The organism is Sphingobium sp. LB126, from assembly GCF_002795205.1.
GTDB lineage: Bacteria > Pseudomonadota > Alphaproteobacteria > Sphingomonadales > Sphingomonadaceae > Sphingobium > Sphingobium chungbukense.
The window spans coordinates 2,202,207-2,228,840 of the sequence record NZ_NETV01000001.1; the positions used below are offsets into that span (position 1 = coordinate 2,202,207).

31 protein-coding genes are annotated in these 26,634 nt (G+C 64.7%); 16 read left to right on the forward strand and 15 right to left on the reverse strand.

From position 1 onward, the window contains the following. Positions 1-44 precede the first annotated feature (44 nt). A complete protein-coding gene (locus CAF53_RS10740; protein ID WP_100238043.1) occupies positions 45-959 on the forward strand; it encodes a dienelactone hydrolase family protein in 915 nt (304 codons plus the stop codon). Between the two features lie 125 nt (positions 960-1,084). On the opposite strand, the gene CAF53_RS10745 is transcribed toward CAF53_RS10740, so the two are convergent. Continuing rightward, positions 1,085-1,618, reverse strand: coding sequence for a peroxiredoxin (locus CAF53_RS10745; RefSeq protein ID WP_046761635.1), 534 nt, complete (start codon positions 1,616-1,618; stop codon positions 1,085-1,087). 279 nt (positions 1,619-1,897) lie between these two features. On the opposite strand from CAF53_RS10745, the gene CAF53_RS10750 reads away from it, so the two are divergent. From CAF53_RS10750 to CAF53_RS10765, 4 genes are all read left to right on the forward strand, one after another. Next, positions 1,898-2,383 carry a hypothetical protein gene (locus CAF53_RS10750; protein ID WP_232307406.1) on the forward strand — a complete coding sequence of 162 codons (486 nt, stop codon included), beginning with the start codon at positions 1,898-1,900 and terminating at the stop codon, positions 2,381-2,383. A gap of 86 nt (positions 2,384-2,469) precedes the next feature. Beyond that, positions 2,470-3,540, forward strand: a complete 1,071-nt coding sequence (gene recF, locus CAF53_RS10755; protein WP_046761633.1) for a DNA replication/repair protein RecF — start codon at positions 2,470-2,472, stop codon at positions 3,538-3,540. 110 nt (positions 3,541-3,650) lie between these two features. Continuing rightward, positions 3,651-4,181 (forward strand): CHAP domain-containing protein, encoded by a 531-nt coding sequence (locus CAF53_RS10760; RefSeq protein ID WP_046761632.1) that lies wholly within the window; start codon positions 3,651-3,653, stop codon positions 4,179-4,181. An 83-nt stretch (positions 4,182-4,264) separates the two neighbouring features. Beyond that, entirely contained in the window at positions 4,265-4,936 is a 672-nt protein-coding gene (locus CAF53_RS10765) for a CHAP domain-containing protein (RefSeq protein ID WP_046761631.1), read from the forward strand. A 70-nt stretch (positions 4,937-5,006) separates the two neighbouring features. Here the strand turns inward: CAF53_RS10765 and CAF53_RS10770 are convergent, their stop codons facing one another. From CAF53_RS10770 to CAF53_RS10800, 7 genes are all read right to left on the reverse strand, one after another. Continuing rightward, a complete protein-coding gene (locus CAF53_RS10770) occupies positions 5,007-5,282 on the reverse strand; it encodes a DUF3297 family protein (protein WP_100238044.1) in 276 nt (91 codons plus the stop codon). A 92-nt stretch (positions 5,283-5,374) separates the two neighbouring features. Beyond that, positions 5,375-6,232, reverse strand: a complete 858-nt coding sequence (locus tag CAF53_RS10775) for a serine protease (protein ID WP_100238045.1) — start codon at positions 6,230-6,232, stop codon at positions 5,375-5,377. A 4-nt stretch (positions 6,233-6,236) separates the two neighbouring features. Continuing rightward, positions 6,237-6,659, reverse strand: a complete 423-nt coding sequence (locus tag CAF53_RS10780; protein ID WP_046761628.1) for a DUF350 domain-containing protein — start codon at positions 6,657-6,659, stop codon at positions 6,237-6,239. A gap of 197 nt (positions 6,660-6,856) precedes the next feature. After that, positions 6,857-7,165, reverse strand: coding sequence for a hypothetical protein (locus tag CAF53_RS10785; protein WP_046761627.1), 309 nt, complete (start codon positions 7,163-7,165; stop codon positions 6,857-6,859). Between the two features lie 123 nt (positions 7,166-7,288). Beyond that, entirely contained in the window at positions 7,289-8,530 is a 1,242-nt protein-coding gene (locus CAF53_RS10790) for a cyclopropane-fatty-acyl-phospholipid synthase family protein (protein WP_100238046.1), read from the reverse strand. Between the two features lie 32 nt (positions 8,531-8,562). Beyond that, positions 8,563-9,309 carry a molybdopterin-dependent oxidoreductase gene (locus CAF53_RS10795; protein ID WP_100238047.1) on the reverse strand — a complete coding sequence of 249 codons (747 nt, stop codon included), beginning with the start codon at positions 9,307-9,309 and terminating at the stop codon, positions 8,563-8,565. Continuing rightward, positions 9,306-10,037 (reverse strand): cytochrome b/b6 domain-containing protein, encoded by a 732-nt coding sequence (locus CAF53_RS10800; RefSeq protein WP_100238048.1) that lies wholly within the window; start codon positions 10,035-10,037, stop codon positions 9,306-9,308. Before CAF53_RS10800 ends, CAF53_RS10795 begins: the two co-directional genes overlap by 4 nt. Positions 10,038-10,328: 291 nt before the next feature. Here CAF53_RS10800 and CAF53_RS10805 point away from each other — a divergent pair, with 291 nt between their 5' ends. Then, entirely contained in the window at positions 10,329-10,835 is a 507-nt protein-coding gene (locus CAF53_RS10805) for a porin family protein (protein ID WP_100238049.1), read from the forward strand. A gap of 306 nt (positions 10,836-11,141) precedes the next feature. After that, a complete protein-coding gene (locus CAF53_RS10810) occupies positions 11,142-11,654 on the forward strand; it encodes a porin family protein (RefSeq protein WP_100238050.1) in 513 nt (170 codons plus the stop codon). A 53-nt stretch (positions 11,655-11,707) separates the two neighbouring features. Here CAF53_RS10810 and CAF53_RS10815 read toward each other — a convergent pair whose 3' ends face one another. The 3 genes from CAF53_RS10815 to CAF53_RS10825 form a co-directional block, all read right to left on the reverse strand. Next, positions 11,708-12,133: a hypothetical protein gene (locus tag CAF53_RS10815; protein WP_100238051.1), complete on the reverse strand. Its 426-nt coding sequence runs from the start codon at positions 12,131-12,133 to the stop codon at positions 11,708-11,710. 109 nt (positions 12,134-12,242) lie between these two features. Then, a complete protein-coding gene (gene rlmN, locus CAF53_RS10820; protein ID WP_100238766.1) occupies positions 12,243-13,502 on the reverse strand; it encodes a 23S rRNA (adenine(2503)-C(2))-methyltransferase RlmN in 1,260 nt (419 codons plus the stop codon). 95 nt (positions 13,503-13,597) lie between these two features. Continuing rightward, positions 13,598-14,095 carry a hypothetical protein gene (locus CAF53_RS10825; RefSeq protein ID WP_197707393.1) on the reverse strand — a complete coding sequence of 166 codons (498 nt, stop codon included), beginning with the start codon at positions 14,093-14,095 and terminating at the stop codon, positions 13,598-13,600. Positions 14,096-14,246: 151 nt separating this feature from the next. Between CAF53_RS10825 and dnaN the strand changes: the two genes are divergently transcribed. Beyond that, positions 14,247-15,359 carry a DNA polymerase III subunit beta gene (gene dnaN, locus CAF53_RS10830; protein ID WP_046761620.1) on the forward strand — a complete coding sequence of 371 codons (1,113 nt, stop codon included), beginning with the start codon at positions 14,247-14,249 and terminating at the stop codon, positions 15,357-15,359. A 277-nt stretch (positions 15,360-15,636) separates the two neighbouring features. Here dnaN and arsC read toward each other — a convergent pair whose 3' ends face one another. From arsC to aroQ, 4 genes are all read right to left on the reverse strand, one after another. Continuing rightward, positions 15,637-15,981 carry an arsenate reductase (glutaredoxin) gene (arsC, locus tag CAF53_RS10835; protein ID WP_100238052.1) on the reverse strand — a complete coding sequence of 115 codons (345 nt, stop codon included), beginning with the start codon at positions 15,979-15,981 and terminating at the stop codon, positions 15,637-15,639. Beyond that, entirely contained in the window at positions 15,978-17,330 is a 1,353-nt protein-coding gene (accC, locus tag CAF53_RS10840) for an acetyl-CoA carboxylase biotin carboxylase subunit (RefSeq protein WP_046761618.1), read from the reverse strand. The genes arsC and accC overlap by 4 nt, the downstream gene beginning before the upstream one ends. Before the next feature lie 9 nt (positions 17,331-17,339). Further along, complete coding sequence (gene accB / locus CAF53_RS10845; protein WP_100238053.1) at positions 17,340-17,825, reverse strand: acetyl-CoA carboxylase biotin carboxyl carrier protein; 486 nt, start codon at positions 17,823-17,825, stop codon at positions 17,340-17,342. Positions 17,826-17,907: 82 nt separating this feature from the next. Continuing rightward, a complete protein-coding gene (aroQ, locus tag CAF53_RS10850; protein WP_046761616.1) occupies positions 17,908-18,348 on the reverse strand; it encodes a type II 3-dehydroquinate dehydratase in 441 nt (146 codons plus the stop codon). A gap of 111 nt (positions 18,349-18,459) precedes the next feature. Between aroQ and thiS the strand changes: the two genes are divergently transcribed. The 8 genes from thiS to CAF53_RS10890 all read left to right on the forward strand — a co-directional run bounded on the left by thiS (position 18,460) and on the right by CAF53_RS10890 (position 26,633). Next, positions 18,460-19,458, forward strand: coding sequence for a sulfur carrier protein ThiS (thiS, locus tag CAF53_RS10855; protein WP_084732988.1), 999 nt, complete (start codon positions 18,460-18,462; stop codon positions 19,456-19,458). A 145-nt stretch (positions 19,459-19,603) separates the two neighbouring features. Beyond that, entirely contained in the window at positions 19,604-20,314 is a 711-nt protein-coding gene (locus CAF53_RS10860) for a CoA transferase subunit A (RefSeq protein WP_100238054.1), read from the forward strand. Positions 20,315-20,381: 67 nt separating this feature from the next. Further along, complete coding sequence (locus CAF53_RS10865; RefSeq protein ID WP_100238767.1) at positions 20,382-21,212, forward strand: HAD family acid phosphatase; 831 nt, start codon at positions 20,382-20,384, stop codon at positions 21,210-21,212. 1 nt (position 21,213) lies between these two features. Then, a complete protein-coding gene (locus tag CAF53_RS10870; protein ID WP_046761614.1) occupies positions 21,214-21,849 on the forward strand; it encodes a CoA transferase subunit B in 636 nt (211 codons plus the stop codon). A gap of 9 nt (positions 21,850-21,858) precedes the next feature. Beyond that, positions 21,859-22,299 carry an HIT family protein gene (locus CAF53_RS10875; RefSeq protein WP_046761613.1) on the forward strand — a complete coding sequence of 147 codons (441 nt, stop codon included), beginning with the start codon at positions 21,859-21,861 and terminating at the stop codon, positions 22,297-22,299. A 30-nt stretch (positions 22,300-22,329) separates the two neighbouring features. Beyond that, positions 22,330-23,628 carry a glycosyltransferase family 1 protein gene (locus CAF53_RS10880; protein WP_100238055.1) on the forward strand — a complete coding sequence of 433 codons (1,299 nt, stop codon included), beginning with the start codon at positions 22,330-22,332 and terminating at the stop codon, positions 23,626-23,628. A gap of 103 nt (positions 23,629-23,731) precedes the next feature. Further along, positions 23,732-25,357: a beta-3-deoxy-D-manno-oct-2-ulosonic acid transferase gene (locus CAF53_RS10885; protein ID WP_100238056.1), complete on the forward strand. Its 1,626-nt coding sequence runs from the start codon at positions 23,732-23,734 to the stop codon at positions 25,355-25,357. After that, entirely contained in the window at positions 25,350-26,633 is a 1,284-nt protein-coding gene (locus CAF53_RS10890; protein WP_046761610.1) for a capsular biosynthesis protein, read from the forward strand. The genes CAF53_RS10885 and CAF53_RS10890 overlap by 8 nt, the downstream gene beginning before the upstream one ends. The last annotated feature ends 1 nt before the right edge of the window (position 26,634 follow it).

A 26,634-nucleotide genomic window follows, 5' to 3' on the forward strand; every position in this document is an offset into this window, starting at 1 on the left:
TGGCGGGATTAGGCTCCTCCACCATGGTTCGAGGAGAGACGCGCATGACCGACACGCAGGATCAGCCCGAATATTCGGCTCCCGACCGCCTGGCCGAAGATCGCAACTGGATCGATTCGACCGGCCTCGATCGGCGTAGGCTGCTGGTCGGCGGGGCGTTCGCTGCCGGTTTCGCCGCTGCCTGCCGCCCCGTGTCCAGCAGCGCCGTCCAGACCTCCGGCGACGGGTTGAAGGAGGAAACCGTGTCGATCAGGGCGAGCGACGGCTTTGCCATGCCCGCCTTCGTCGCCCGGCCCGCCCATGCCAAGGCCGCACCGATCATCGTTGTCGTGCACGAGATTTTCGGCGTGCATGAATGGATTCGCGACATGTGCCGCCGTTTCGCCAAGGCGGGCTATTATGCTATCGCGCCCGATCTGTTCGCGCGCCATGGCGACGCGACCAGCGTCGCGGATTTCAAGCAATTGATCGCCACTATCGTATCCAAGGCGTCCGACGCGCAGGTCTTGAGGGACATCGATGCCACCTATGGCTGGGCGGGTGGCCATGGCGGCGACGGCCGGCGGCGGGGCATCACTGGCTTTTGCTGGGGCGGGCGGGTCGTCTGGCTCTATGCCGCCCACAGCAGGGAACTGGACGCGGGCGTCGCTTTCTACGGCCGCCTGATCAGCGAGAAGACCGACTTGCAACCCTTGAACGTGATCGAGCAGGTGAGTGCCCTCAAGGCCCCGGTGCTTGGCCAATATGGCGCGCTGGACAAGGGGATTCCGGCGGCCGACGTCGAGAAGATGCAGGCCGCCTTGAAAATCGCGGGCAAGGCGCCGCCCGATGCGATCACCGTCCATCCCGGCGCCGACCATGGCTTCATGGCGGACTATCGCCCCAGCTACAACGAAGCCGCCGCCAAGGCCGCCTGGCAGGCGACGCTCGGCTGGTTCGGCAAATATGTGAAAAAATAACAATCATTTGGCTGAGGCTGAGCCGAAACGGCTGGTCTTCGAGAGCCGCCGCGCAGCGTGCATCAATATGGGCGCAACGGAAGCGCAGAAGAGTGCCGCTTGCGGGCCAACATAAGCCCCATGCCCTATTTCTGCTGCATCGCCTGGACGGCGGCGAGGGTGCTCTTCACATGGCCGGCATAGCTCATCTCGCTATGGACGAAGGCGATGCGGCCACTGGGCGCGATGACATAGGAGGTGCGATCGGTCATGCCCGGCCGCATCTTCAGCGCCACGTCGTAGCCCGACACGATGGCGGGGCCGGCCGACGCCACGGCGAACTTGCCCGCGCATTCCTTGGTGGAGAAGGCCACCAGATCGTCCACCGGATCGGCCGACATGCCGATCACGGTCGCGCCAGCCTTCCTGAAATCCTCGATATGCTCGGCGAATTCGCGCGCCTCGGCGGAGCAGCCCGGCGTGAACGCCTTCGGGAAGAAATAAAGTACCACCGGCCCACGCTTCAACTGGTGCGACAGCGTCAGGGTGAAGGTCTTGCCCGCTTGCGCGCCGCGCGTGGTGAAGTCGGGGGCCTTGGCGCCGATGGCCAGCGCCGCCATGGCGGCGTGCGAACCCAGCGTGGCGGCGGCAAGAGCAAGGGCGATCTTCAGTTTCCTCATCATCGACTTCCTCTTCGTTCAGGCGGTAGCGGGAGCCTCCCGCAGTGCGATTTCATTCGTCTTTGGTGATGACTGCAACGTTTGCGGCGCGCAAGTCCGCCAGAAGCCCTTTCGGACGGGAGAGGCGGACGGCGCTTCGGGATTGGGCGCGCGAAAGAAAAATCCACCCATTCCCGACACGGCCATGGCATATCTCCCTTGTGGAAGAGGAGTATAGCAGGAATGAAGCAGGAGCGCGCGCCGATCGGAACCCCTTGGCGAAAGGCCGGTTTTCTTCCCATGCGTGCGATGATTTTGCTGCCGCTGATGGCCCTTGCGGCCTGTGGCGACCGGAAAGGCGACCAGTCCGGCGTCGCCACCAATATCGTCGATGCGGCGACGAACGAGGTCCGCGAAGTGCCGCAGGGCACGAACGGCATTCAGGCCGCCGAACCCGCGCCGGACCTTCCGCGCCCGCCAGCGCCGGCCGGCGCGATCATCCCCGCCAGCATACAGGGGCGCTGGGCGGGTCTTGACGAAAGCTGTGCCGATCGCGCGACCGAGCTGGAACTGACGATCACCCCCACCAGCCTGGTGTTCCTGGAAAGCGAAGGCAAGGCGACCGGTGTGTCCCACGGCCCGGACGGTCGCATCCGCATCGATGCTGCCTTCACGGGCGAAGGGCAGAGCTGGAACCGCAGGCTGGAACTGCGTCCGTCGGCCGGCGGGCGCGAACTGACGGTGATCGATGACGGCAGGGCGGTGACGCGGAAACGCTGTAGTTGATCTTCGGCCCGTTCCTGCGACGGCAGCGATGCGGCGCGTCATACTCCATGCTTCCCCAAAGCCGCCGCACTGGCTAGAGCCACCCCATGATCGGCCGTCTTACCTTGAGCGATTTCCGCAACCATGCGGATGCGCTGATCGTGCCCGATCATGCCTTCATCGTGCTGACCGGCGACAATGGCGCGGGCAAGACCAACATATTGGAAGCGGTGTCGATGCTGGCCCCCGGCCGGGGTCTGCGCGGCGCGGCCCTGCGCGACATGGTGCGGCAGGACGGGGCGGGCGGCTTCGGCATAGCGGCGGAAGTGGACGGCGTGATGCTGGGGACCGGCGTGCTCGCCTCCGCGCCGGACCGGCGGCAGGTGCGGATCGGCGGCGTCTCCTCATCGGCCAATGCGCTGGCGGATCATCTCTCCATCGTCTGGCTCACGCCCGCCATGGACCGGCTGTTCATGGACAGCCCCGGCGGGCGTCGGCGTTTCCTCGACCGGTTGACGCTGGCGCTCCATCCCGCCCATGCCGCGCATAGCGCCCGCTATGAAGCGGCGATGCGGGCGCGCAACCGGCTGCTGAACGACCTGTCCGCCGCCGACCCCTCCTGGTTGAGCGCCCTCGAAGCGCAGATGGACGAACATGGCGTAGCGCTTGCCGCCGCCCGCGCCGATCTGGTCACGCGTCTTGGCGGGGCATTGGAGGATCAGCCCGACCATCCCTTCGCCCGACCGTTGCTGGCGATCGAGGGGGAAGGGGAGGGCGACGAACCGTTGGGATCGCGTCTTGCCCGCGAACGCCGCCGCGATGCCGCCGCCGGGCGCACGCTGTCAGGCCCGCATCGCCAGGACCTGGCCGTCGCCCACGCCGCCAAGGGCCAGGCCGCAGCGCTCTGTTCCACCGGCGAGCAGAAGGCTTTGCTGCTCTCCATCCTGCTCGCCCATGCGGCGCTGGTCACGGTTCATCGCGGTCAGCCGCCTGTGCTGCTGCTCGACGAAGTGGCGGCGCATCTCGACCCGTCGCGGCGAGCCGCGCTGTTCGACCGGCTGCGCGAGACCGGGGGTCAGGTCTGGATGACCGGAACGGAAGACAGTCTTTTCAATGAATTGCCGGTCGCGAGCCGGTTTGGCGTAACGGCGGGCCACGTCTTTCGTTCCGCAGGTTGACGCACCGCAACAACGACTCGTCGCTGGCTGCTTTTCAACTCGTCCGGCGTCTGCCCTAAGAAGCCTCACGGGGTTAAGTCGTTCAAAAAGAAGTCGGGGGTCGCATTTCCATGATCGTTGGTTTTCGCGCTTTTGTCGCAGCGGCAACGCTCGCACTTGGCGCCCTGATCACGACCCCGGCCGCTGCTGGCACGCTCCAGTGCGCGCCCTTCGCCCGCCAGATTTCCGGTATCGAGCTGTACGGCAACGCCAACACCTGGTGGGGTCAGGCCGAGGGCCGCTATGACCGTGGCCATGAACCGCGCGTCGGCGCCGTCCTGGCCTTCGCCGCCAGCCGTTCCATGCCGGTTGGCCATGTCGCCATGGTCAGCAAGGTGATCAGCGATCGCGAAGTGCTGCTGACCCACGCCAACTGGTCCTATCGCGGCGGGATCGAGCGCAATGTTCGCGCCGTCGACGTATCGCCCAACAATGACTGGACCGACGTGCGCGTGTGGTACGGCCCGACCGGCGGTCTGGGCCTGCGTCCCAACGCCGCCAGGGGCTTCATCTACGCCGACAAGGCCCGCGACGCCCCCGTGCAGATCGCCATGGCCGACCGCGTGACCGCTGGCAGCGACTCTGCCCGCGGTGCTTTCTGACATTTTAACCAGTTCCTAAGGGCTGCCGCCTAGTCTGATCGGCGGTGGGGCGATTCTGGGACTGGGGTCGCATGAAATTGGGAATGATGCGCTGGGCGGCCTTGCTGCTGGCCAGTCTGACGACGACGCCTGTGCTGGGCGCGACCGTGCTGCAATGCGTGCCCTATGCGCGCATCGTGTCCGGTGTGCAGCTTTACGGCGACGCGCTGACCTGGTGGGACCAGGCGGAAAATCACTACAGGCGCGGCCATATGCCCCGTAAAGGCGCGGTGCTGGCCTTTCGTCCGGTGGGACCGATGGTGCTGGGCCATGTCGCGGTGGTCAGCAGGGTGCTGGACGACCGGCGCGTGCTGATCCGCCATGCCAACTGGTCGGTGCCCGGCGCGATCGAGGAAGATGTGCTGGCGGTCGACGTGTCGGAAGAGGGCGACTGGAGCGAGGTGCGCGTCTGGCACAGTCCGACGAACCAGATGGGTGCGCGCAGCAACCCGACCTTCGGCTTCATCTATCCCGACAGGCCGCAATTGCGGGCGTTCCGGCCGGATCCGGCGCTGGGGGCCAGCACGCGCCTTGCCAGCCTGAACATCACCAGCGACGATCCGGGACCCGATGCCGCTCCGCCCCGCAGGACCGCTGCCGCGCAGCCGCGCCTGGCGTTGGACCTGCGCGCCGTCCGCTATGCCGACGCGACGCCGTCGGCCCGCTCGCTGCGTGACATCATCGCGGACGTGAAGCGCGACGCAGCCTTGCGTTGAAGTTCAGCGTGAAAGCAAAAAGGCGCCGCCTCATCCAAGAGGCAGCGCCTTCTTTACCTCCGGCGAAAGCTTATTCCGGTTTGTCCGCCGCTTCCTCGGCGCCTTCGGCCGGGTTCTCGAACCAGGCCTCGACCGGCCCTGACAGCTTGATCGTCAGCGGCTGACCGTGGCGGTCCCGGGTCTTGCCGGCCGCAACGCGAATCCAGCCTTCGGGAATGCTGTATTCCTCCACATCGTTGCGGACCCGATCCTTGAACTTGATGCCGATGCCGCGCTGAAGCACGTCGATATCGAAAAAGGGGCTTTTCGGGTTGGTGGAAAGGCGGTCGGGGGGCGTATCGCTCATGTTGGTCCAAATCCTGTCAAACGAGTGATTTCGAGTGAAATGGCACATTTCACGGCTCGCAAATCACGAAAAGCCAAGGTCTGGCGCGCGACCTAGCGCTTTGGCCGGCCCGCCGTCAACTGTCCCGGCCGATCGTCGACATCGCAGAAGATGCGGCGGATCACCCCCTGCGCCAGCCAGGATTCGAAGCGTGCCCGCGCGTCGGCCAGGTCGACGAAGGGATAGGCGACGGGCCGGTCGCCCACCGCCCGGCTGGCGACGACCAGCCGCATCATCGCGTCGGGCGCCGTGGTCAATATGCGCCCGCGTCGGTCGGTGGCGGCGCTGTTGACGCCGACGACATGGCCGTCCTCGGCAAAGACCGGCCCGCCGCTGATGCCCGACAGCGTGCCGTCGCCTATCGGGATGCGTCCATGTTCGGCCCAGGCCAGTACGGGCTGCGTCTCCTCTCCCGTGCCGCGCCGGGCGCGGGCGGCGCCGATCAGTTCGGATATGACGAGCGTCGGCTGTCCTCCTGGAAAACCCATATGATAACCGACCGAACCGGGCGGCGGCATCTGGTCCGACAGCGGCAGGGCATGGTCGCTCGCCACGCCTCCCCTGACCAGCGCGGCGTCGGCTTCCCGACTCTCGACCAATCGCGACACGGGCCGGGCGAAGCCGCCCTGCTCTATGCCGACGCGCGCGCAGCCATGGGTGACATGCTCGGCGGTCAGCCACGCGCCGTTGCGATCGACAGCGAAGGTCGTTCCCATGCTGTCGGCGGGCGCTTCGGTCCGTTCCTCGATCACGAAGCTTTCGTCGCTCCACTGCGGCATGGGGCGACGGGGGGTTCGGGGATCGAAAATCTCGACATGCAACGGCGTTGGCTTTGTAACTTCGCTGATCCACAGCAACGCAAGGATGAAGCCAAGCAGCGCGGGCAGACAGCCAAGGCGCCGCCGGCCCACCGGATCAACCCGCGATCGCGCCTGCGGTGAGGCAGGCGATGGCGGCCTTCATCATCGCTAGGAAGATGGCGGCGGAGCGCTCATTGGCCTCGATCCGGGTCGAAAGCCGACCCAGCAGGAAATCGACGACGCGAAAGGCGATGAGTTGCAGGATCAGCGTCAGGCTGCCCCAGATCATGATGTCCCAGACATTGACCGATCCCGCGAGGCAGAAGCCCAGCGGCACCGCCAGTCCGATGGCCGCGCCGCCCAACGAAATGGCGGCCGCGTCATTGCCGGCGCGGATCAGCGCGAATTCGTCATGGGGGGTGATCCACATATAGAGCGCGAGCGCCGCCACCCAGGCGAGCGTCGCGCAGGCCAGATGCAGCAGGAAGATCGGCAGGCCTGAGAGCAGACTCTGGATGACGGGCATGGGATCGGTCATGCCGCTCAAAATGCCGCAAGCCTTTGCATGACGCAATCGTCCGGGGTGGATGCCCCATGGGCGGAAATGGATGGAGAGGGGGGAACGCCCATCCTCCCCATCGTGAGACAGGGAGGGGGACCAGCCGAAGGCAGGTGGAGGGGAATATGGCACGACCTGTGCATTTTCCCTCCACCATGTGCCGCCCAATATTCAGCTCAGTTGCAGACCCGCACCTTCACGCGCCGGTCGCGATAATGGTTGTAGCGCCACTCGGTCCAGCAGCGCTGGCGATAATGGCCACGCCAGGAACGCCGGTCGCCGCGCCAATGACGGCGGTCGTCGTCGCGCCAGCCGCGCCTGTCGTCCCAACGCCGATCGTCATAGCGGCGATCCCAATCGCCCCGATACCCGTCGCGATAGCCATAGCCGCCGCCGTAATATTGCGCCTGTGCAGGGGCCGCGCTCACACCCATGGCGGTGATCGCCAAGCCTAGGGCCGCCGCGCCCTTCCACAAGATATTCATGTTCGTCTCTCCTCAACATGCACGCCCGTCGCCGGGGCCATGAAGGGAAAGATGCACTGGCCTGACTGAACCGTGCGGGAACGGTGCCGTCAGCCTATGTTCATGGCCGGAACCCGCAATCCATCAGCGGCCCCGCAGGGCGCTTTCCGCCTCCAGCATATAGTCGCGGGTGATCGGCAGCGATCGGCGGTCGCGGGCATATTGGACCTGGTAATTCACCATGCCGCCATGCTCGAACACCGTGGCCGCCCCCGCCAGATAAAAGGTCCAGAGGCGGAAGAAGCGCTCGTCATAGAGCGCCACGATATCCGCCTTGTGCGCCAGCGTCCGCTTGTACCATTCGCGGATGGTGAGGCCGTAATGGATGCGCAGCACCTCGACATCCGTGACCATCAGCCGTGTGCCCTCGCTGCCCTGGATCATCTCCGACAAGGCGGGGATATAGCCGCCGGGGAAGATATATTTCTGGGTGAAGGCGTCGGTGATGCCGGGCCCGTCGACCCGGCCGATGGTGTGGATCAGCATCACGCCCTCGGGTGTCAGCAGGTCGCGGCATTTGTTGTAGAAGGTCCGGTAATCCTTGGTCCCGACATGTTCGAACATGCCGACCGACACGATCCGGTCGAACGGCCCCTCTATGTCGCGATAGTCGATCAGCTCGAAGCGCACATGGTCAGCGACGCCCGCATCCGCCGCCCGCTGCCGTGCGACCTTGAGCTGTTCCTCCGACAGGGTGATGCCGGTGACGTCCACCCCGCAGGTGCGGTGCAGGTACAGCGCCATGCCGCCCCAGCCGCAACCGATGTCCAGCACCTTCATGCCGGGTTTCAGGTGCAGCTTGGCGGCGATATGCGCCTTCTTGTCCTCCTGCGCCTGTTCCAGGCTGATGCCCGTCTCATTGCCGGCATCGGGGAAATAGGCGCAGCTATATTGCCGGTCGCGGTCGAGGAAGAGAGCGTAGAGCGCGCCCGACAGATCGTAATGATGGGCGACATTGGCCTTGGACCGCGCCCGGTGATTGGCGGCCCACAGCTTGCGCCGGATCGTCTTGAACCCGCGCTTGACCGATCCCAGGTCGCTGATCGACTTGCCCGTTTCCCAGGCATTGTTCATGCGGATGAGCGAGATCAGTTCCATGATCCCGCCGCCCTCGATCGACACGCGCCCGTCGATGAAGGCTTCGGCCATGCCCAGCCGCGGGTCCTTGATGATGTCGAACGGCACCCGCGCATCGTGGAATTTCAGCGCCAGCGAGGGAAAGCCCGGTTCGGGCGTCCCGACGGTGATCTTCCGGCCGTCATGATAATAGATGGAAAGCTGGCCGCGCGTGACCAGCCGCTTGATGACCCGATCGAACAATTTCATGGGGCGCAACCTGTCAGGTCATTCTGTCCGCGTCAAATGCCGGCATACCAGTCATAGCCGGCATGGTCCTCCCAGAAGCCGCCCTTGCCCCCGCCGATCCCGTCGAGCGACGCAACCGCCTCGATCCGCATCAGATATTTCGCCTGCTTGTAGCCCAATTGCCGCTCCACCCGCAGCCGCAGTGGCGCGCCGTTGGCGACGCGCAAGGGCTGGTCGTTGAGCGCGAAGGCGAGGATGGTCTGCGGATGGAAGGCGTCGACCCGATCGATGCTTTCATAATAGCCGTTGCCGCCGCCCATGTCGTCGGCGCAATGCAGCACGATATAGCGCGCGCCATCCCGCAGCCGCGCCGCGTCGAGCACCCGCTTCAGCGGCACGCCCCGCCATTTGCCGATCGCGCTCCACCCCTCGACGCAATCATGCCGCGTGATCTGCTCGCGATGGGGAAAGGCGTGCAACTGCGCAAGCGACAGCGACAGCGGCCGCTCGACCAGCCCGCCGACCTGCAACCGCCAGTCGGCAAAGCCGGTACGCCACAGCGCCTTATATTCGGGCGTATTGGGATTGGCCGTGCCATTGGGCCGGAAGAAGGGCGATATCTGGTCCGGGCGGAACTCATGGGCCAGCGCGTCGCGGGCCATCAGGCTGCGTTGCGCCCATCTATGGAAATTCTCGGCCGAAAACAGCGCTTCCCGCACCGTCCCGTTCTTCGCCAACCGGTCGCAACCCGCCAGCGTCGCCGCGGCGCCCACTATCAGCGTCCGGCGGTTCAGGATCATGACCGCGCCTCCGGCATCTTGTAGCGCCCGGTGATCATCGACCGGACCTCATTCAACGGTCCGGCGAGGATGACCATCAGCATATGCACCAGGAAGAAGGCGGCCAGCGCGAAGGCGGTGATGAAGTGGATCGACCGCGCCGACTGCCGCCCGCCGAACAGCTCGACCAGCCAGGGCCAGGCCGCGTTCATGCCCGGCGACATGGTCAGGCCGGTCAGGATGATCAGCGGCAGCGCGACGAAGATCACGCCGATATAGCTCGCCTTTTGCAGGACATTGTAGCGCAGCGCCGCCTCTCCGGTGGGAAAGCGCAGCCGGGCATGATCCCTGACGTCCTGCCAGACATGGCGCGGCGCCAGTTCCCCGCGCCGGAAGGCGAGGTCACGCCCCAGATGCCGCCCGAACAGACTCCAGAGCATGTAGAAGAGCAGCGCAAAGGCGAAGACCGGCGCGGCGGTCAGGTGCCAGTGCCGCGACATCGCCAGATTATAATGAGCGGGCAGGGTGATCCAGCTTCCGAACCGCTCCAGCGTCAGCCAGGGATGATCGAAATTCGCGCCATATTGGCCCCAATAGAGGCGGGGATGCGCGTTGAAGATGCCAAGGCCGCTGGTGAACAGCACATAAAGCAGCAGCGCATTTGTCCAGTGCCACAGGCGGGTGGGCCATCTGTGACGCAGCACCGGCTTTGGTTCCGCCGATTTCGGCTCTGATCGGGCGCCATCCATGGGCGACTGTTACTCTTTTGCACCAGAAGCGTCAAAAATCATGTCCATCCATGCGGATGAACCGGTTTTCCCGATTTCGTTCATGTGGGAGCCAGCTTCCGGGTCCATAAGCGCCCCTGCCTGGGCCAAAGTAAAGTTCCAGGTTTTTGAAAGTCCTATGGATCGATTCCCTGATATTTCAAGAGAGGCATGATCAAAAAATTTTTACAGATCAGTCCCTTTTAAAAACTAATTGAGAACATAAATCATTCTCACCCGGTTCAGGGTATCGAATAAGTTATGAGGAATACCATGAAGACTGCGATTATCGCAGCTATTGCTGCTGCCACCGTTTCTGTCCCCGCTTTTGCTCAGGATGCTGCGCCTTTTACTGGCCCGCGCGCCGGCATTATTCTGGGTTATGACAAGGTCCAGGGTGGCGATGGTTTCACCTACGGCGTGTCGACCGGCTATGACCTGGCCGTCACTCCGCGCATCACCTTCGGTCCGGAAGTGTCGCTGAGCGAGTCGACCGCGAAGTTCGGCGGCGTCGATGCCAGCCGCGATCTCGCCGCTTCGGTGCGCCTCGGCTATGTCGTGACGCCCAAGGTGCTGGCGTTCGGCAAGGTCGGCTATGCCAATAGCCGTTTCGAGATCCCCGGTGCCCACCAGACGCTGGAAGGCGTGCGCTATGGCGGTGGCCTGGAATATTCGGTGACGCCGCGCACCTATATTTCGGCCGAATATCAGCGCACCGAATATGAAGATAATTTCGGTGGCCGCGACGCCGGCGTTGTCGGCATCGGCTTCCGCTTCTAAAAAAGCGCTGGTTCAGAGGGAAAGGGGCGGTCCCACCGGGGCCGTCCCTTTTTCATGCAAAGTCAGACTGTTGCGAAAAAGCATCATACATTTGTAAAGTTCATATCCAACTTGCAACAATGACAATCCCGTTACATATGCGCGCCGTCAGCGACACACATCGCTGCGTGCAGGACGGGAGGACAAGCCGAATAGATCGGCCTGCCAAATGGTGATGACAGAATAAATCGCGACGCCATCCCGTAAAAAGAACGAAACGTCTGTCCTCTTTCTGGGAACGGGCGTTACTCATTGAATGAGGATTTTATGAAGACTGTGATTTTCGCAGCGCTTGCTGCTGCCGCCGTTTCCGCTCCCGCTTTCGCTCAGGATGCTGCGCCCTTCACCGGGCCGCGCGCTGGCGTGACGCTGGGCTATGACAAGGTCGGCGGTGAAGACGGTTTCGCTTACGGCGTGTCGACCGGCTATGACCTGGCGCTTGCTCCGCGTATCACCTTCGGCCCGGAAGTCTCGCTCAGCGACACCACCGTCGGCGCCGGTGGCACGGAAATCAGCCGTGATCTCGCTGCTTCGGTCCGTCTCGGCTATGTCGTGACCCCGCGCGTCCTGGCCTTCGGCAAGGTCGGCTATGCCAACACCCGCATCGAAGCGTCGAACAGCAACTTCGGCTTCTCGATCGAAGGCGTGCGTTATGGCGGCGGCGTGGAATTCGCCGTGACCGGCAACACCTACATCTCGGCCGAATATCAGCGCACCGAATATGAAGACAATTTCGGTGGCCGTGACGCCGGTGTCGTCGGCATCGGTTTCCGCTTCTAATCCCTCTCGGATAGAACAGGGGAAGGGCGGTCCCTCGCGGGGCCGCCCTTTTTCTATGCCCAGGGCAGGGACTTCAGGTCCGGCGCCACCCAGGCCCGCCGCGCTTCCGCCGACATCAGCCGCTCGCGCGACCAATAGGCAAACAGCCAGTCCTTGTCGGCCATGGGCGATGCCATCAACGCCGCGAAGGCCGCTCCCGGCGTCACCCCTTCCTGCAAGCCCGCCAGTACAGCCCGGGCCGCGCGCAACGAAGCCTGCGTGATCGTCTCATGATAGCCGGCGGTGTCGCTGTTCACGCCGCCCACGCTCTCATTATAGGCGGCGATCATCCCCGGCATGTCGCGCTCCGGCACAAGGTCGGGCCGCCGCAGCATCAGCCATAATGCCGTCGCGAAATGGGCCAGATGGGTCCATTCCTCCTTGGGCAGCGTCCGGGCGCAAAAGCCGGTTGCGATCCGTTCCATCTCTTCGTCCGTCATTCTCATTCACCCTTTCATGCCGCCCGGACGAACCTCAAAAGAAAAACCCCGCCGTTCCGGGCGGGGTTTTCGTCTCGCGCCCTTTAAGGCGCGCCCAATCGGCCCCGCTCTATCCGAGCGCGGCTTGCTTCTCTGCCGCCAGCCGGTCCAGCTCCGCCCGGCTCTTCTTCTCCGAGGCTGACTTGAGCTGCCCGCAGGCCGCCATGATGTCCCGCCCGCGCGGCGTGCGTACCGGCGCGCTGATCCCGCCCTCGAACACGATGGTGCTGAAAGCGCGAATCCGCTCCGGCGTCGAACATTCATAATCCGTGCCCGGCCAGGGATTGAACGGGATCAGATTGACCTTGGCGGGCAGCTTATACTGGCGGAGCAGCCGGACCAGCTCACGCGCATCGTCATCGCTGTCATTCTTGTCCTTGATCATCACATATTCGAAGGTGATGCGCCGCGCATTGTTCGCGTTCGGATAGTCGGCGCAGGCCTGCAACAACTCCTCGATGCCATATTTCTTGTTGAGCGGCACCAACTCGTCGCGCACATCCTTGGTCACGGCATGCAGCGACACGGCCAGATTCACGCCGATCTCCTCGCCCGCGCGCGCCATCATCGGCACCACGCCCGAGGTCGACAGCGTGATCCGCCGCTTCGACAGGGCCAGGCCGTCGCCATCCATCACGACCTTCAGCGCATCGCGCACATGATCGAAATTATAGAGCGGCTCGCCCATGCCCATCATCACGATGTTGGTCAGCATCCGCCCGTCGGGCGAATATTGCGAGGCATCGTCGGCCTCATCGTCATTGGCCGACGCCATACTGCCCTTGGGCCATTCGCCCAGCGCATCGCGGGCCAGCATCACCTGACCCACGATCTCGCCCGGCGTCAGATTGCGCACCAGCCGCATCGTGCCGGTATGGCAGAAACGGCAGTTGAGCGTGCAGCCCACCTGGCTCGACACGCACAGCGTTCCCCGGTCCGCGTCCGGGATGAACACCATCTCATAATCCTGCCCGTCGTCGGAGCGCAGCAGCCATTTGCGCGTGCCGTCGCTCGATACCTGCGCCTCGACCACTTCCGGCCGGCCGACGACGAAGCGCTCCGCCATCCAGCCGCGCATCGGCTTGGCGAGATCGGTCATGGCGTCGAAATCGGTCTCACCGCGATGATAGAGCCAGTGGAAGAGCTGCTTGGAGCGCAGCTTCGCCTGCTTCTGATCGAGCCCGGCTTCCTCCAGCACGCCCTTGATCTGCGGGCGCGACAGCCCCATCAGGTCGACGCGCCCATCCTCGCGAGGCGTCACCGCACGAGGTACGGGCACAGGATCGATAAGGCCGGGAATCGGCATCAACGGGTTGGCGGCTGTCTGCATGGCCGCGCCCATAGCCGATTTTGCAGGAATTTTAAAGCGGCGGAATTCTGTGCGCTTCATGTCCCCGCCTTCGCGGAAACGCGCCATATGGAACGTCAGCGCAGCCTTGCGCACCCCAGCGCCGCGGCATCGATTGCCGTCGCCGCACCGCGCAGCGCATAGGTGTCTGCAAAACCCCTTCCGCGCGCATCGCGCGTCTGTACACTCATGCTGCCGGCGGACCGCATCGCCGCGATGATCGCCGCGTCGGCCCGCGCATCGGGCGCCCAGGCGTCGACCTGGCCCGCCACGAGCGTGAAGCGCCGGTCACCCACGTTCAGGATCACCGCGGCGTCGCCCGCCCGCATCCGGCTCAAGCGGAAATGCACCTGCCCCCGGATCTTTTGGCGCGGCCAGCTTCCGACGGCCGCAAAGCCCTCCGACTTTGCCGAAACGGGTTTGGCGATCGCATAACAACGCGGTGTCGCGGGATCGCGGAACGCGCCCCAGGCCTCGAAAACCCCAAGGGAATCGCGCGCTTGAGCCGCCATGCCGATCATCGACAGGGGAAGGGCGAGGGCAGCCAGACGTTTCACATTCCCGGCAAAGCCCATGCTGTTCCCTTTTGCAACCCCGATCGAAATGAAAGACGCACCGAACGCTTGCAGGGGCCGTAACAGCGGCTATGAAGGACCATCCATCATTGTCGCCCGGATTCGACCGTCTCCGGGCCTTCGCAAGAAAAGAAACGGACAGAACAGGGACATGAAGGCCACCATCGAACGCGCAACGCTGCTCAAGAGCCTCAGCCACGTCCAGTCGGTGGTGGAGCGGCGCAACACGATTCCGATCCTGTCCAACGTGCTGATCGAAGCGTCGGCCGACGGCGCGATCAAGCTGATGGCGACCGACCTCGACCTCCAGATCGTCGAAAGCGTCTCCGCCCAGGTGGAACAGCCCGGCGCGACCACCATTTCCGCCCACACCCTGTTCGATATCGCCCGCAAGCTGCCCGAAGGCAGTCAGGTGTCGCTCCAGGCGGCAGAGGGCAAGATGCTGATCCAGGCGGGCCGCGCCCGGTTCAACCTGTCGACCCTGCCCCGCGACGATTTCCCGGTGATCGCCGAAGGCGACCTGCCGACCAGCTTCGAACTGCCGGCCGAGACGCTGAAGCAGATCATCGACAAGACGCGCTTCGCCATCTCGACCGAAGAGACGCGCTATTATCTGAACGGCATTTATTTCCATGTCTCGGATGAGGGGCAGCCGGTGCTGAAGGCCGCCGCCACCGATGGCCACCGCCTCGCCCGCGTCACCGTGCCGCGTCCGGACGGCGCCGACGGCATGCCCGGCATCATCGTGCCCCGCAAATGCATCAGCGAACTGCGCAAGCTGCTCGACGAGGTCGAGGGATCGGTCCAGATTTCACTGTCCGCCAGCAAGATCCGCTTCGGCCTGGGCAGCGCGATCCTGACCAGCAAGCTGATCGACGGCACCTTCCCGGACTATAGCCGGGTCATCCCGACCGCGAACGACAAGTTGCTGACGATCGACCCGCGCGGCTTCGAGGAGGGCGTGGATCGCGTCGCGACGATTGCGACCGAGAAGACCCGCGCGGTCAAGATGACGCTGGAGCGGGACAAGATCGTCCTCTCCGTCACCAGCCCCGAAAACGGCACGGCGGCCGAAGAAGTGCCCGGCGCCTTCCAGGGCGAGGGTTTCGACATCGGCTTCAACGCCCGCTATCTGCTCGACATATTGAACCAGATCGACAGCGAAACGGTCGAACTGCACCTCGCCGATGCAGCCGCTCCGACGTTGATCCGCGAGAACGACCGCAGCCCGGCGCTCTATGTGCTTATGCCGATGCGGGTCTAGCCCTTCGCCGGGGTAACGAAGGGGGAACGGCGGAAATCCATCCTTGCCGTTTCCCATCGTCGGCCTCACCCGGACTTGACCAGGGGTCTCGCCGCCTTTCAGGTGAGCAGGTCGGCGGGTCGTGCCCGTCGGCGTTGGTGCTCGATCTTGAATTGCCACTCACGACGCCAGCGTTTCAGACGCTTCTCCTGCTCAATGCAGCCGGTGATGTCGTCGTTGTTCTTCGCCCCGGCGCAAAAGTTTGAATCGGTGACGATGATTGGCGGGAAGAGGGGTCCTAGAGGATTTGGCTCACCCGTTCGGGGGGGCGGGCGATCACTACGCCTTTTTCCGTGATAACGATGGCCCGTTCGATCAGGATCGGGTGTGCGGCCATCGCGTCGAGAATGGCCTTGTCGTCTCCCACGTCGAGGCCGATTTCCTTGACCACGCCCTCGCCCTTGCGGACGGCTTCCGACGGGCGGACGCCCGCCCTGGCCAGCACCGTTTCGATTTCGGTGCGGCTGGGCGGGGTCTTGAGATATTCGACCACCTCGACCTCAACCCCCGGCGCGGCTTCGAGGATCGCAAGCGCGGCCCGCGATTTGGAGCAGCGGGGATTGTGCCAGATGGTCGCCTTCACGCCTGCCCGTCCTTCGCCAGCCACTCTTCCAGCCATTTGATCGTATAGTCGCCGTTCAGGAAGTCGGGGTCGGTCAGCAGTTTCTGGTGGAGCGGGATCGTGGTCTTCATGCCCTCGATCACATATTCCTCCAGCGCGCGCTTGAGGCGCATGATACAGCCCTCGCGGGTGCGGCCGTAGACGATCAGCTTGCCGATCATGCTGTCATAATAAGGCGGCACCTTATAGCCCTGGTAGAGGCCGCTATCGACCCGGACATGCATGCCGCCCGGTACGTGATAGCTGGTGACGGTGCCCGGCGACGGCGCGAAGGTGCGCGGGTCTTCCGCATTGATGCGGCATTCGATGGCGTGGCCGGTGAAGACGAGATCCTTCTGCTCGACCGAGAGCGGCTTGCCCTCCGCCACGCGAATCTGTTCACGGACCAGGTCGACGCCGGTGATCATCTCCGTCACCGGATGCTCCACCTGAAGGCGGGTGTTCATCTCGATGAAGTAGAATTCGCCATCTTCCCACAGGAATTCGATCGTGCCCGCGCCGCGATAGCCCATGTCGGCCATCGCCTTGCGCACCACTTCGCCCATCCGGTCGCGCTCGGCGGCGGAGAGGACGGGGGAGGGGGCTTCCTCCAGCACCTTCTGGTGGCGGCGCTGGAGCGAGCAGTCGCGTTCGCCCAGATGGATGGCGTTGCCGTTGCCGTCGCCGAACACCTGGAATTCGATATGCCGGGGATTGCCCAGATATTTTTCCATATAGACGGTGTCGTCGCCGAAGGCGGCCTTCGCCTCGGACCCGGCCTGCTTCATCGACGTTTCGAGCAGGTCTTCGCTGGGAACGACCTTCATGCCGCGACCGCCGCCGCCCGATGCCGCCTTGATGAGCACGGGATAACCGATCTTCGCAGCGACCTCCTTGGCTTCCTCGACGCTGCCGAGCGCGCCGTCGGAGCCGGGGACCAGCGGCAGGCCGAGTGCGCCGGCGGTGCGCTTCGCCTCGACCTTGTCGCCCATGATGCGGATATGTTCGGGCTTCGGTCCGACGAAGGCGAGGTTATGCGCCTCCACGATTTCCGCGAACTGGGCGTTTTCCGACAGGAAGCCATAGCCGGGATGGATCGCGTCCGCGCCGGAGATTTCGGCGGCGGAGATGATCGCGGCGATGTTGAGATAGCTGTCCTTGGCGGCGGGCGGCCCAATGCAGATCGCTTCGTCGGCAAGGCGCACATGCATGGCGTCGGCGTCGGCGGTCGAGTGGACCGCCACCGTCTTGATCCCCATTTCATGGCAGGCGCGGTGGATGCGGAGCGCGATTTCGCCCCGGTTCGCGATCAGCAGCTTTTCGATGGCCATGGGCGCGCCTTATTCGATGACGATCAGCGGCTGGTCATATTCGACCGGCTGGCCGTTATCGACCAATATGGCCTTGACCGTGCCGGCATTGGGCGCGGTTATGGCGTTCATCACCTTCATCGCCTCGACGATCAGCACGGTGTCGCCCGCCTTCACGGTCGAACCGACGGCGGCATAGGGTGCGGCGCCCGGCTCGGCCGCCAGATAGGCGGTGCCGACGATGGGCGAGCGGATCGCGTTGGCGGAAATGGCGGGCGCGGCAGCTTCGGCCGGGGCAGCGGCAGCGACCGGGGCAGGCGCAGCGACCGGCGCTGCGGCAACGGGCGCGGGTGCATAGGCCACGGCGGCACCGCCGACCTTGCGCGCGACGCGGATCTTGCGATCGCCGTCCTCGACTTCGATTTCCGTCAGGTTGGTGTCATCGAGAAGGGCGGCGAGATCGCGCACCAATTGTACGTCCACTTGCATTGCGCCCTTTTCAGCCTTGTCGTTCATGTCATGTCCCTGGACGGTAATTGCGTTTCTGACGCTCGCGCCTATGCGCATTTCAGGCGAAGCGCAACTTTTGAGCGATGAGCTACAGTTCGAGCGCCGCTTCCAGCGCCAGCATGTAGGACATCGCGCCGAAGCCCGCGATGGTTCCCTTCGCCGCCATGCCGACATAGCTTTTGTGGCGGAAAGGCTCGCGCGTATGCGGGTTGGACAGGTGGATTTCGATCACCGGCACGGCGACGCCCTTGATCGCATCGTGCAGTGCGACGGAGGTGTGGGTGAGGGCGCCGGGATTGATCAGGATCGCATGGGCGCCTTCGACATGGGCTTCCTGAATCCAGTCGACCAGATGTCCTTCATGGTTGGACTGGCGGAAATCGATCTCGACATGGGCGCGATTGGCGGCGTCCTCCATGCGTTCGGCAATGTCGTCCAGCGTGTCATAGCCGTAGATTTCCGGTTCGCGGGTGCCCAGCATGTTGAGGTTGGGACCGTTCAGGACATAGATTTTGCGCGTTTCGGCCATGACGGTCCCCCTTATGGTTGCGAGCGGAGCATGGACGCCCCTATATGCGCGCTGATCTTTAGCCCTTCGTGTCGCGCCAAGTCGAGACACCTTGTTTGACAGGACAGAGCATTGAGCGTCGACGGAACCGTTTCCATCCATATCAACGGCGAGCACCGCCGCGTGCGCGCCGGGCTGACGCTGGCGGAGCTGGCGAGCGAGCTGGGCTTCGTGCCGGAAAAGGTCGCGGTGGAGCGCAATCTGGAGGTGGTGCCGCGCTCGACCCTGGCCGATGTGTGCGTCGAGGACGGCGATGAGCTGGAGATCGTGCATTTCGTGGGCGGCGGCGACTGGACGGCGGATGACGACGGCTGGACCGTCGCGGGCCAGACCTTCCGTTCGCGCCTGATCGTCGGCACCGGCAAGTACAAGGATTTCGAGCAGAATGCGGCGGCGGTCGCGGCGTCAGGGGCGGAGATCGTCACCGTCGCGGTACGGCGCGTCAACGTGTCGGACCCCAAGGCGCCGATGCTGACCGACTTCATCGACCCGAAGAAGATCACCTACCTGCCCAATACGGCGGGCTGTTATACGGGTGAGGAGGCGATCCGCACGCTGCGCCTGGCGCGCGAGGCGGGCGGCTGGGACCTCGTCAAGCTGGAAGTGCTGGGCGAGGCGCGGACGCTCTATCCCGACATGGTGGAGACGCTGCGGGCGACGGAGATCCTGGCCAAGGAAGGCTTCAAGCCGATGGTCTATTGCGTCGACGATCCGATCGCGGCGAAGCGGTTGGAGGATGCGGGCGCGGTGGCGATCATGCCGCTGGGCGCGCCGATCGGGTCGGGACTGGGCATCCAGAATCGCGTGACCATCCGCCTGATCGTCGAGGGCACGAAATTGCCCGTGCTGGTCGATGCGGGCGTGGGGACGGCGTCGGAGGCGGCGCAGGCGATGGAGCTGGGTTGCACGGGCGTGCTCATGAACACGGCGATTGCCGAGGCGAAGGACCCGGTGCTGATGGCCGCCGCGATGAAGGCGGGGGTGGAGGCGGGACGCATGGCCTATCGCGCCGGGCGCATGGGCAAGCGCATGTATGCCGATCCGTCGAGCCCGCTGGCTGGTTTGATCTGATTTTTCCAAGTCGACATGCTCCTGCCTGCGCGGGAGTCATGTTGCATTCGCTCGCCTGGGTCGCGACTTTCGCTGTCGCAGCAAATTGACCGCTTGACGGCTTCCTCCTATTCCTTGGGCGGATTCCCCGACAGGAGGACTAGCGATGGCAAACAAGCTCTATCCCGATGCTGCGAGCGCGTTGGAGGGCCTTCTCTTCGACGGGATGCAGTTGTGCGCGGGCGGTTTCGGGCTGTGCGGCATCCCTGAGCGGCTGATCGACGCGATCCGGGATTCGGGGGTCAGGGATCTGACCATCGCCTCCAACAATGCCGGGATTGACGGCGAAGGCTTGGGCAAGCTGCTGCGCACACGGCAGGTGAAGAAGATGATCTCCTCCTATGTCGGGGAGAATAAGGAGTTCGAGCGGCAATATCTGGCGGGCGAGCTGGAGGTGGAATTCTGTCCGCAGGGGACGCTGGCGGAGCGGTGCCGGGCGGGCGGCGCCGGGATTCCGGGCTTCTATACCAGGACGGGCGTCGGGACCGCCGTGGCCGAGGGCAAGGAGGTCAAGAGCTTCGACGGGCAGGATTATATATTGGAGCGCGGGATTTTCGCCGATGTGGCGATCATCAAGGGCTGGAAGGCCGATGAGAGCGGCAATCTGATTTTCCGCAAGACGGCGCGCAACTTCAACCAGCCCATGGCGACGGCGGCGAAGGTCTGCGTCGCGGAAGTCGAGCAAGTGGTGCCGACCGGAAGCCTCGATCCCGATGCCATCCACCTGCCCGGCATCTACGTCAAGCGCATGATCGTCGGCGCACCCTATGACAAGAAAATCGAATTCCGCACCGTTCGCCAGAGGGAGGCGGTTTGACGTGACATGCCCTCTCCTGACCCCTTCTGCATACGCAAGGGGAAGTGTCGGCTTGGCGGTTTTCGTGATGTTGGCAGGCTGTTCGGCTGAACGGCCCGCCGCGGTTCCGGTCGCGCCGGAGGCGCCTCCTGCCGGGATGCAATATCTTTACGGGTCGGGGGAGGCTTCGGCGCTTTCGATCCAGGCCTATCGGGCATTGCTGGCGAATGTCGCAGCGAAGGTGAAGGCGCGTCCGATGGACAGCGTCGTGCTGGCCCAGGAGACGAGTCTCGACGGTCCGCGCTTCGAACCTTGCGGGACAAAGCCCTTCGCCGCCGTCTTCGATGTCGATGAGACGGTGATGCTGAACATCGGCTATGAATATCATGCCGCGCGGACGGGGCGGGGTTTCGACGCGGCAGCCTGGGACGCGTGGGAAAAGACCGGCGAGGACGCGGTCGCGCCGGTTCCAGGCGCGGATCGGATGGTGCGGGCGTTGCGGGAGATGGGCGTGACGGTGGTCTTCAACACCAACCGCGCCGCTGCGAATGCCGGGCCGACCATCCGCGCCATCAAGGCGGCCGGGCTGGGCGAGGCGGTGCATGGGGAAACGCTGTTCCTGAGCGGCGATGACGCCATGGGTTCGCGCAAGGATGGCCGCCGGGCGGCGATCGCCGCGAAATATTGCGTCGTTGCCATGGGCGGCGACCAGCTTGGCGACTTTTCCGACCTGTTCAATGGCGGGCAGTCGGTGACGGCGCGGCGTGCCGCGACGATGCAACCGGCGATTGCGCAAATGTGGGGCAATGGCTGGTTCGTCCTGCCCAATCCGGTTTATGGAAGCGGTCTCAAGGGCGGCTTCGATGAGGTTTTTCCTGCGGACAAAAGGTGGACCGCGCCCGCCAATGGGGAGAATTGATATGCCCTGGACACGCGATGAGATGGCCGCGCGCGCGGCGAAGGAATTGCAGGACGGTTTCTATGTGAACCTGGGCATCGGCATACCGACGCTGGTGGCCAATCATATTCCGGCAGGTGTGGAGGTGACGCTCCAGTCGGAGAATGGCATGCTGGGCATCGGCCCTTTCCCCTATGAGGGGGAGGAGGATGCCGACCTTATCAACGCGGGCAAGCAGACGATCAGCGAATTGCCGCAGTCGGTCTATTTCTCCAGTGCCGACAGCTTCGCGATGATCCGGGGCGGGCATATCGACCTGACCGTTCTGGGCGCGATGGAAGTATCGGAAAATGGCGACATCGCCAACTGGATGATCCCCGGCAAGATGATCAAGGGCATGGGCGGCGCGATGGACCTGGTCGCGGGCGTCAAGAAGATCATCGTCGTGATGGAGCACACGTCCAAGGACGGCAGCCCCAAGTTCATCCCGGCCTGCACCCTGCCGCTGACCGGCAAGAATGTGGTCGACATGATCGTCACCGACCTTGCCGTCTTCCAGCGGCCCGACCATGACAGCCCGTTCAAGCTCATCGAACTCGCTCCGGGCGTGACGGCGGAGGAAGTCGCCGCTAAGACCAGTGCGCATTATCTGGCTTAAGGACGTGCGATGAGCCTCGACGGCACTTATGACGAGGGCAATGTCTTTGCCCTGATCCTTCAGGGGAAAATCCCTTCGACCAAGCTCTATGAGGACGAGCATACATATGCCTTCCTCGACATCCAGCCGCAGTCCAAGGGGCACAGCCTGGTCATTTCCAAATGGTCGAAGGCGCGCAACATCCTGGAGGCCGAGGATGAGGTGCTGGCGCAACTCATGGCGACGGTGAAGAAGGTCGCCAATGCCACGCGCAAGGCGCTGGACCCCGACGGCATCCATGTCGCGCAGTTCAACGGCGCGCCCGCCGGGCAGACCGTGTTCCACCTGCATTTCCATATCGTGCCGCGCTGGGAGGGACAGCCGCGCGGCTTCGTCGCCCATGCGCAGGGCGATTTCGCTGACCCTGCGGCCTTGCAGGCGCTGGCCGAAGAGATTCGCGCCCAGTTCTGATGCGGCCAATCCCGATGAAAGCGCTCTGACATGGCGCTCAAGCCCTTCAAGGCTCCCGGTGCGCGGCTGGCGCTGCGTTCGAAGCGGGAAAGCCGGCGCTTTGCCGGTGGCAAACGACCGGCGGAGGTCATCCTCGACATTTCGCGGCTGCTCTCGCGCAGCTTCCATGCCGCGCCGACCGGGATCGACCGGGTCGAGTTCACCTATGCCCGCGAATTGCTGGAACGGATGCCGGATCGGCTGGCCTTCGCCGCCGTGCATCCGGCGGGCGGCTATTATGGGCGGCTGAAGGATGCGGCCGTGCGCCAGTTCCTGGCCTTCACGGCGGCGCGCTGGCGCAACAAGGGGCCGGTGGATGAAAAGGAGAGCAAGGCGGCGGTGATCCGCCATCTGATCGCCTTGCGTCCTCGTCCGGTGCCGGTGGCGGAAGGGCCGCGCATCTATTTGCAGGTGTCGCCCCATCATCTGGACGATGCCGATCAGGTCAGCGCGATCCTGCGGGCCGAGGGCGCGCGTTTCGTCACGCTGGTGCATGACGTGATCCCGCTCACCCACCCCGAATTCGCCCGGCCTCAGGGGGCGGAGGAGCATTTGAAGCGGGTGCGGACGATCGACCGCTATGCCGACGGCATCATCGGCAACAGCCAGGCGACGATCGACGCGCTGGCGCCACATCTGACGCGCGGCCTGAACGGACGCGTGATCCGGGTGGCGCATTTCGGCGCCGATGCGCCGGACATGGTGGTGGAGGGCGGTCATGACGTGCCCGACCGACCCTATTTCGTCTATATCTCCACCATCGAGCCGCGGAAGAATCATCTGCTGCTGCTGAATGTCTGGCGGCGGCTGGTCGAAAGGCTGGGCGACCGGACGCCGGTGCTGGTGCTGATCGGGCGGCGCGGCTGGGAGAATGAGAATGTCGTCGACATGCTGGAGCGTGCCGAAATCCTGCGCGGCCATGTGATCGAGGCGGGCAGCGTGCCCGATAATCAGATGAACGCTCTGGTCGCGGGGGCGCGGGCGATGCTGATGCCATCCTTCGAGGAGGGCTATGGCATGCCGGTGATCGAGACTTTATCGGCAGGCGTGCCGGTGATTTGCAGCGATATCGTCGCGCATCGGGAGGTCGGCGGCGATGCGCCGGACTATCTTGATCCGTTGGATGGCCTCGGCTGGTTGCGCGCCATCGAGGCCTACAGCAGGCCGGATTCGCCGGAGCGGGCCGCGCAACTGGCGCGGATCGCGGCCTGGCGGGCGCCGACATGGGAAGCCTATTTCGACATCATAGGCGACATGCTGGAGGAATTGACGGCTTCGGCATTCGCTTGACGTCTTTTCGTTGGGTGCGCAGAAGCGTTTGTATGGATTGCGTTTTTTGGATGGTCGACGCCTCGCTCCCTGCGCGGCGGGCCTGACGGGGGCAGGAACGGCTTTGACGAATGCGCAACCTTTTCTGCGTTCTCCACCCTTTCCGGGGGTGAGGCCCGCGGCGGCAGCGATCAGCGCCTGGCGGCCGGAGGGCGAGGCGGTGGTGCCCGTACCCGACGCGCTGCTCGAAGCCGTGGCGCAGGCGCGCGTCGGCGGTACTTTCTGGGGGCATCGTCCGGATCATATCCAATTGGTCGTGCGGGAAGGCATGGCGGTTCCACAGGGGGTTCTGGATGGCCTGTCGCCGCCGGAGATCGGCGTCGTGCGCGGTAGCGAGCGGGGCTGCGTTGCCGGAACCGTCCTGCCCGATCCCACCGATCTGTGGACGGTGATCGCGGGCGCGTGGTCGGTTCATGCCACGCCGGACGATGAACTGGCGATCATCGCCGGGCTGCTCGGCGTGCCGGTCTTTGGACCGGACGGGCAAAGGATTGCGTCGGAACGATTGCGGGAGGCCGCCCGTGCGGCGATCGGCGCCGCCCGCTATCGCGACTGTTTCCATGGGGCCGAGGCCGACGCGGCGCAGGCCGTCGCCCAGCTCGCCGACTGGCGGCGGCATCTGGACGGCAATCGCGGCCTGGCGGCGGCCAGCGGCATGGCCTTCTGGAAGCGCGAGGCGATCCGCCATTTCCTCTGGGACGGGACAAGTTCGCCCCCTTTCCTGCCGCCGGAGAGGGGTTTGCGGCGGGCGAGGAAGCGGGGCGGCGCGCTGGCGGTCTGGCCTTCGCGCGTGCCCGCCGATATTCTGGCCCAGGGCGGCGGCATCATCGCCCGCGTCGAGGACGGTTTCCTGAGGTCCAGGGGGCTGGGCGCTGCGCTGCATCCGCCGGGGTCGGTGGTGGTCGACCGGTCGGGCATTTATTATGACGCGCGTTCCCCCAGCGACATGGAGACGTTGCTCGCGACCCATGTCTTTTCTCCCGAGCTGGAGGCGCGGGCTGCGCGGCTGCGCGCGGCGATCCGGGCCTCGGCCGTCACGAAATACGGCCAGGACGCCGGGCGTATGATCGACCTGCCCCAGGGCCGCCGGACGGTGCTGGCCGTGGGCCAGGTGGAGGATGATCTGTCGGTCGAATATGGCGGTGCCGGGGTGGCGGGCAATCTTGACCTGCTGAAGCGGGTGCGCGCCGCCGAACCCGATGCCTGGATCGTCTATCGTCCGCATCCCGACGTGCAGGCGGGTTTGCGCAAGGGGCATCTGAGCGATGCCGTGGTGCTGGCCCATGCCGATGGCATCGACACCGGATCGCCGCTCATGGCGCTGGTGCAGGCGGTGGACGAGGTGCATGTGCTCTCGTCACTGACCGGGTTCGAGGCGCTGATGCGCGACCGGCCGGTGACGGTGCATGGCATGCCCTTCTATGCCGGATGGGGGCTGACCAGGGATCTGGCGGAACCCAATGAGCGGCGGGGCCGTCAACTCAGCCTGGATCAGCTTGTGGCCGGGGCGTTGATTCTCTATCCACGCTATCTGGACCCGGTTACGCGCCTGCCTTGCGGACCTGAAATCATGGTGGAGCGTTTGGCAAGCGGGGCGCCGTCGCCGGTGTCATGGTTGATCCGACTGCGGACCTTACAGGGGAAGTTGCAGAGATTTATGACTTTGTCCGCCGAGTATCTTCATGGTTGACGCGCAGTCCAAGACCTTCCTTTTCCTTCAGGGACCGCACGGCCCCTATTTCGCGATGCTGGCCGATGCGCTGAGGGCGCGGGGGCACCGGGCGCTGCGCATCAACATCAACGGCGGCGACAAGGTCGACTGGCCGGGCGAGGGGGCGACCGACTATCGCGGGACCTTCCGCAACTGGCCGATCTTCTTCGACGATCATATCGTCAACCATGGCGTCACCGACCTGATCCTCTACGGCGACTGCCGCCCCTATCATGCGTCCGCCCACAAGATGGCGCGCTTGCGCGGCCTGCGCGTCCATGTGGTGGAGGAAGGCTATATCCGCCCGGATTTCCTGACGTTGCAGGAAGACGGGGTGAACGGCAATTCCACCCTGCCGCTGGACCCCGAATGGTATCTGGAACAGGCGAAGGAATTGCCGCCCGAGGAGAATGGGCGGGAACCGCAAATCCCCTCCACCTTCCGCCGGCGCGCCTTCAACACCGGGCGCAACGGCATGGCGTCGGCGCTGATGCGGCCGGCCTTTCCCTTCTACAAGACGCACCGGCCCAACAGCTTCCTGTGGGAGACGGTGGGCTGGTTCAAGAAGCTGAACCTGCGCCAAGCCGAGCGCCGCAAGTCCCGCGCGGAATGGGAACAGGTCGCGGACCGGCCCTATTTCACTTTGCCGCTTCAGCTCGATTCCGATTATCAGATCCGCGTCCATTCGCCGTTCGGCACGATGCGGGCGGCGCTGCGTTTCGTGATCAAGAGCTTTGCCTCGCACGCCCCGGCCAACACCGCGCTGGTGGTGAAGCGGCATCCGCTCGATCCGGGGCTGGTCGCCTGGGGGCGGCTGACACGGCGGCTGGCGGCGCATTATGGTGTGGGTGACCGGGTCTTCTACCTTGCGGATTGGGACATTGCCGAGCTGGTCGGCAAGTCGTTGGGGGTGGTGACGGTCAACAGCACCGTGGGTACGCTGGCGCTCAATGCGGGCAAGCCCGTCGTCGTGCTGGGCCATGCGGTCTACAAGGTGCCGGGCGTGGTGCACAAAAGGTCGCTCGACGAATTCTGGCCGGCGCCGGGGGCGCCGGACATGGCGCTTTATTCGGCCTTCCGCCGGGTACTTATCGACCGCTGCCTGATCCGGGGCGGGCTGCTCAGCGAAGAGGGGCTGGCGATGCTGGTCGAAAATGCGGTCGAGCGGTTGACGCGCAGACCGCCCGCCCGGGCGCCGCTCCGGCGCGAGGCGGTGGTCCATGACCTCCATTCCGTGCGAACCGCCGCGCGCTGAG

Excerpts from the sequence above, each read along its gene's own strand:
- CAF53_RS10740 (WP_100238043.1), top strand. The coding sequence starts at position 45 with ATGACCGACACGCAGGATCAGCCCGAATATTCGGCTCCCGACCGCCTG.
- CAF53_RS10745 (WP_046761635.1), bottom strand. The coding sequence starts at position 1,618 with ATGAGGAAACTGAAGATCGCCCTTGCTCTTGCCGCCGCCACGCTGGGT.
- CAF53_RS10750 (WP_232307406.1), top strand. The coding sequence starts at position 1,898 with ATGCGTGCGATGATTTTGCTGCCGCTGATGGCCCTTGCGGCCTGTGGC.
- recF (WP_046761633.1), top strand. The coding sequence starts at position 2,470 with ATGATCGGCCGTCTTACCTTGAGCGATTTCCGCAACCATGCGGATGCG.
- CAF53_RS10760 (WP_046761632.1), top strand. The coding sequence starts at position 3,651 with ATGATCGTTGGTTTTCGCGCTTTTGTCGCAGCGGCAACGCTCGCACTT.
- CAF53_RS10765 (WP_046761631.1), top strand. The coding sequence starts at position 4,265 with ATGATGCGCTGGGCGGCCTTGCTGCTGGCCAGTCTGACGACGACGCCT.
- CAF53_RS10770 (WP_100238044.1), bottom strand. The coding sequence starts at position 5,282 with ATGAGCGATACGCCCCCCGACCGCCTTTCCACCAACCCGAAAAGCCCC.
- CAF53_RS10780 (WP_046761628.1), bottom strand. The coding sequence starts at position 6,659 with ATGACCGATCCCATGCCCGTCATCCAGAGTCTGCTCTCAGGCCTGCCG.
- CAF53_RS10785 (WP_046761627.1), bottom strand. The coding sequence starts at position 7,165 with ATGAATATCTTGTGGAAGGGCGCGGCGGCCCTAGGCTTGGCGATCACC.
- CAF53_RS10790 (WP_100238046.1), bottom strand. The coding sequence starts at position 8,530 with ATGAAATTGTTCGATCGGGTCATCAAGCGGCTGGTCACGCGCGGCCAG.
- CAF53_RS10795 (WP_100238047.1), bottom strand. The coding sequence starts at position 9,309 with ATGATCCTGAACCGCCGGACGCTGATAGTGGGCGCCGCGGCGACGCTG.
- CAF53_RS10800 (WP_100238048.1), bottom strand. The coding sequence starts at position 10,037 with ATGGATGGCGCCCGATCAGAGCCGAAATCGGCGGAACCAAAGCCGGTG.
- CAF53_RS10805 (WP_100238049.1), top strand. The coding sequence starts at position 10,329 with ATGAAGACTGCGATTATCGCAGCTATTGCTGCTGCCACCGTTTCTGTC.
- CAF53_RS10810 (WP_100238050.1), top strand. The coding sequence starts at position 11,142 with ATGAAGACTGTGATTTTCGCAGCGCTTGCTGCTGCCGCCGTTTCCGCT.
- CAF53_RS10815 (WP_100238051.1), bottom strand. The coding sequence starts at position 12,133 with ATGACGGACGAAGAGATGGAACGGATCGCAACCGGCTTTTGCGCCCGG.
- rlmN (WP_100238766.1), bottom strand. The coding sequence starts at position 13,502 with ATGCAGACAGCCGCCAACCCGTTGATGCCGATTCCCGGCCTTATCGAT.
- CAF53_RS10825 (WP_197707393.1), bottom strand. The coding sequence starts at position 14,095 with ATGGGCTTTGCCGGGAATGTGAAACGTCTGGCTGCCCTCGCCCTTCCC.
- dnaN (WP_046761620.1), top strand. The coding sequence starts at position 14,247 with ATGAAGGCCACCATCGAACGCGCAACGCTGCTCAAGAGCCTCAGCCAC.
- accC (WP_046761618.1), bottom strand. The coding sequence starts at position 17,330 with ATGGCCATCGAAAAGCTGCTGATCGCGAACCGGGGCGAAATCGCGCTC.
- accB (WP_100238053.1), bottom strand. The coding sequence starts at position 17,825 with ATGAACGACAAGGCTGAAAAGGGCGCAATGCAAGTGGACGTACAATTG.
- aroQ (WP_046761616.1), bottom strand. The coding sequence starts at position 18,348 with ATGGCCGAAACGCGCAAAATCTATGTCCTGAACGGTCCCAACCTCAAC.
- CAF53_RS10860 (WP_100238054.1), top strand. The coding sequence starts at position 19,604 with ATGGCAAACAAGCTCTATCCCGATGCTGCGAGCGCGTTGGAGGGCCTT.
- CAF53_RS10865 (WP_100238767.1), top strand. The coding sequence starts at position 20,382 with ATGTTGGCAGGCTGTTCGGCTGAACGGCCCGCCGCGGTTCCGGTCGCG.
- CAF53_RS10870 (WP_046761614.1), top strand. The coding sequence starts at position 21,214 with ATGCCCTGGACACGCGATGAGATGGCCGCGCGCGCGGCGAAGGAATTG.
- CAF53_RS10875 (WP_046761613.1), top strand. The coding sequence starts at position 21,859 with ATGAGCCTCGACGGCACTTATGACGAGGGCAATGTCTTTGCCCTGATC.
- CAF53_RS10880 (WP_100238055.1), top strand. The coding sequence starts at position 22,330 with ATGGCGCTCAAGCCCTTCAAGGCTCCCGGTGCGCGGCTGGCGCTGCGT.
- CAF53_RS10890 (WP_046761610.1), top strand. The coding sequence starts at position 25,350 with ATGGTTGACGCGCAGTCCAAGACCTTCCTTTTCCTTCAGGGACCGCAC.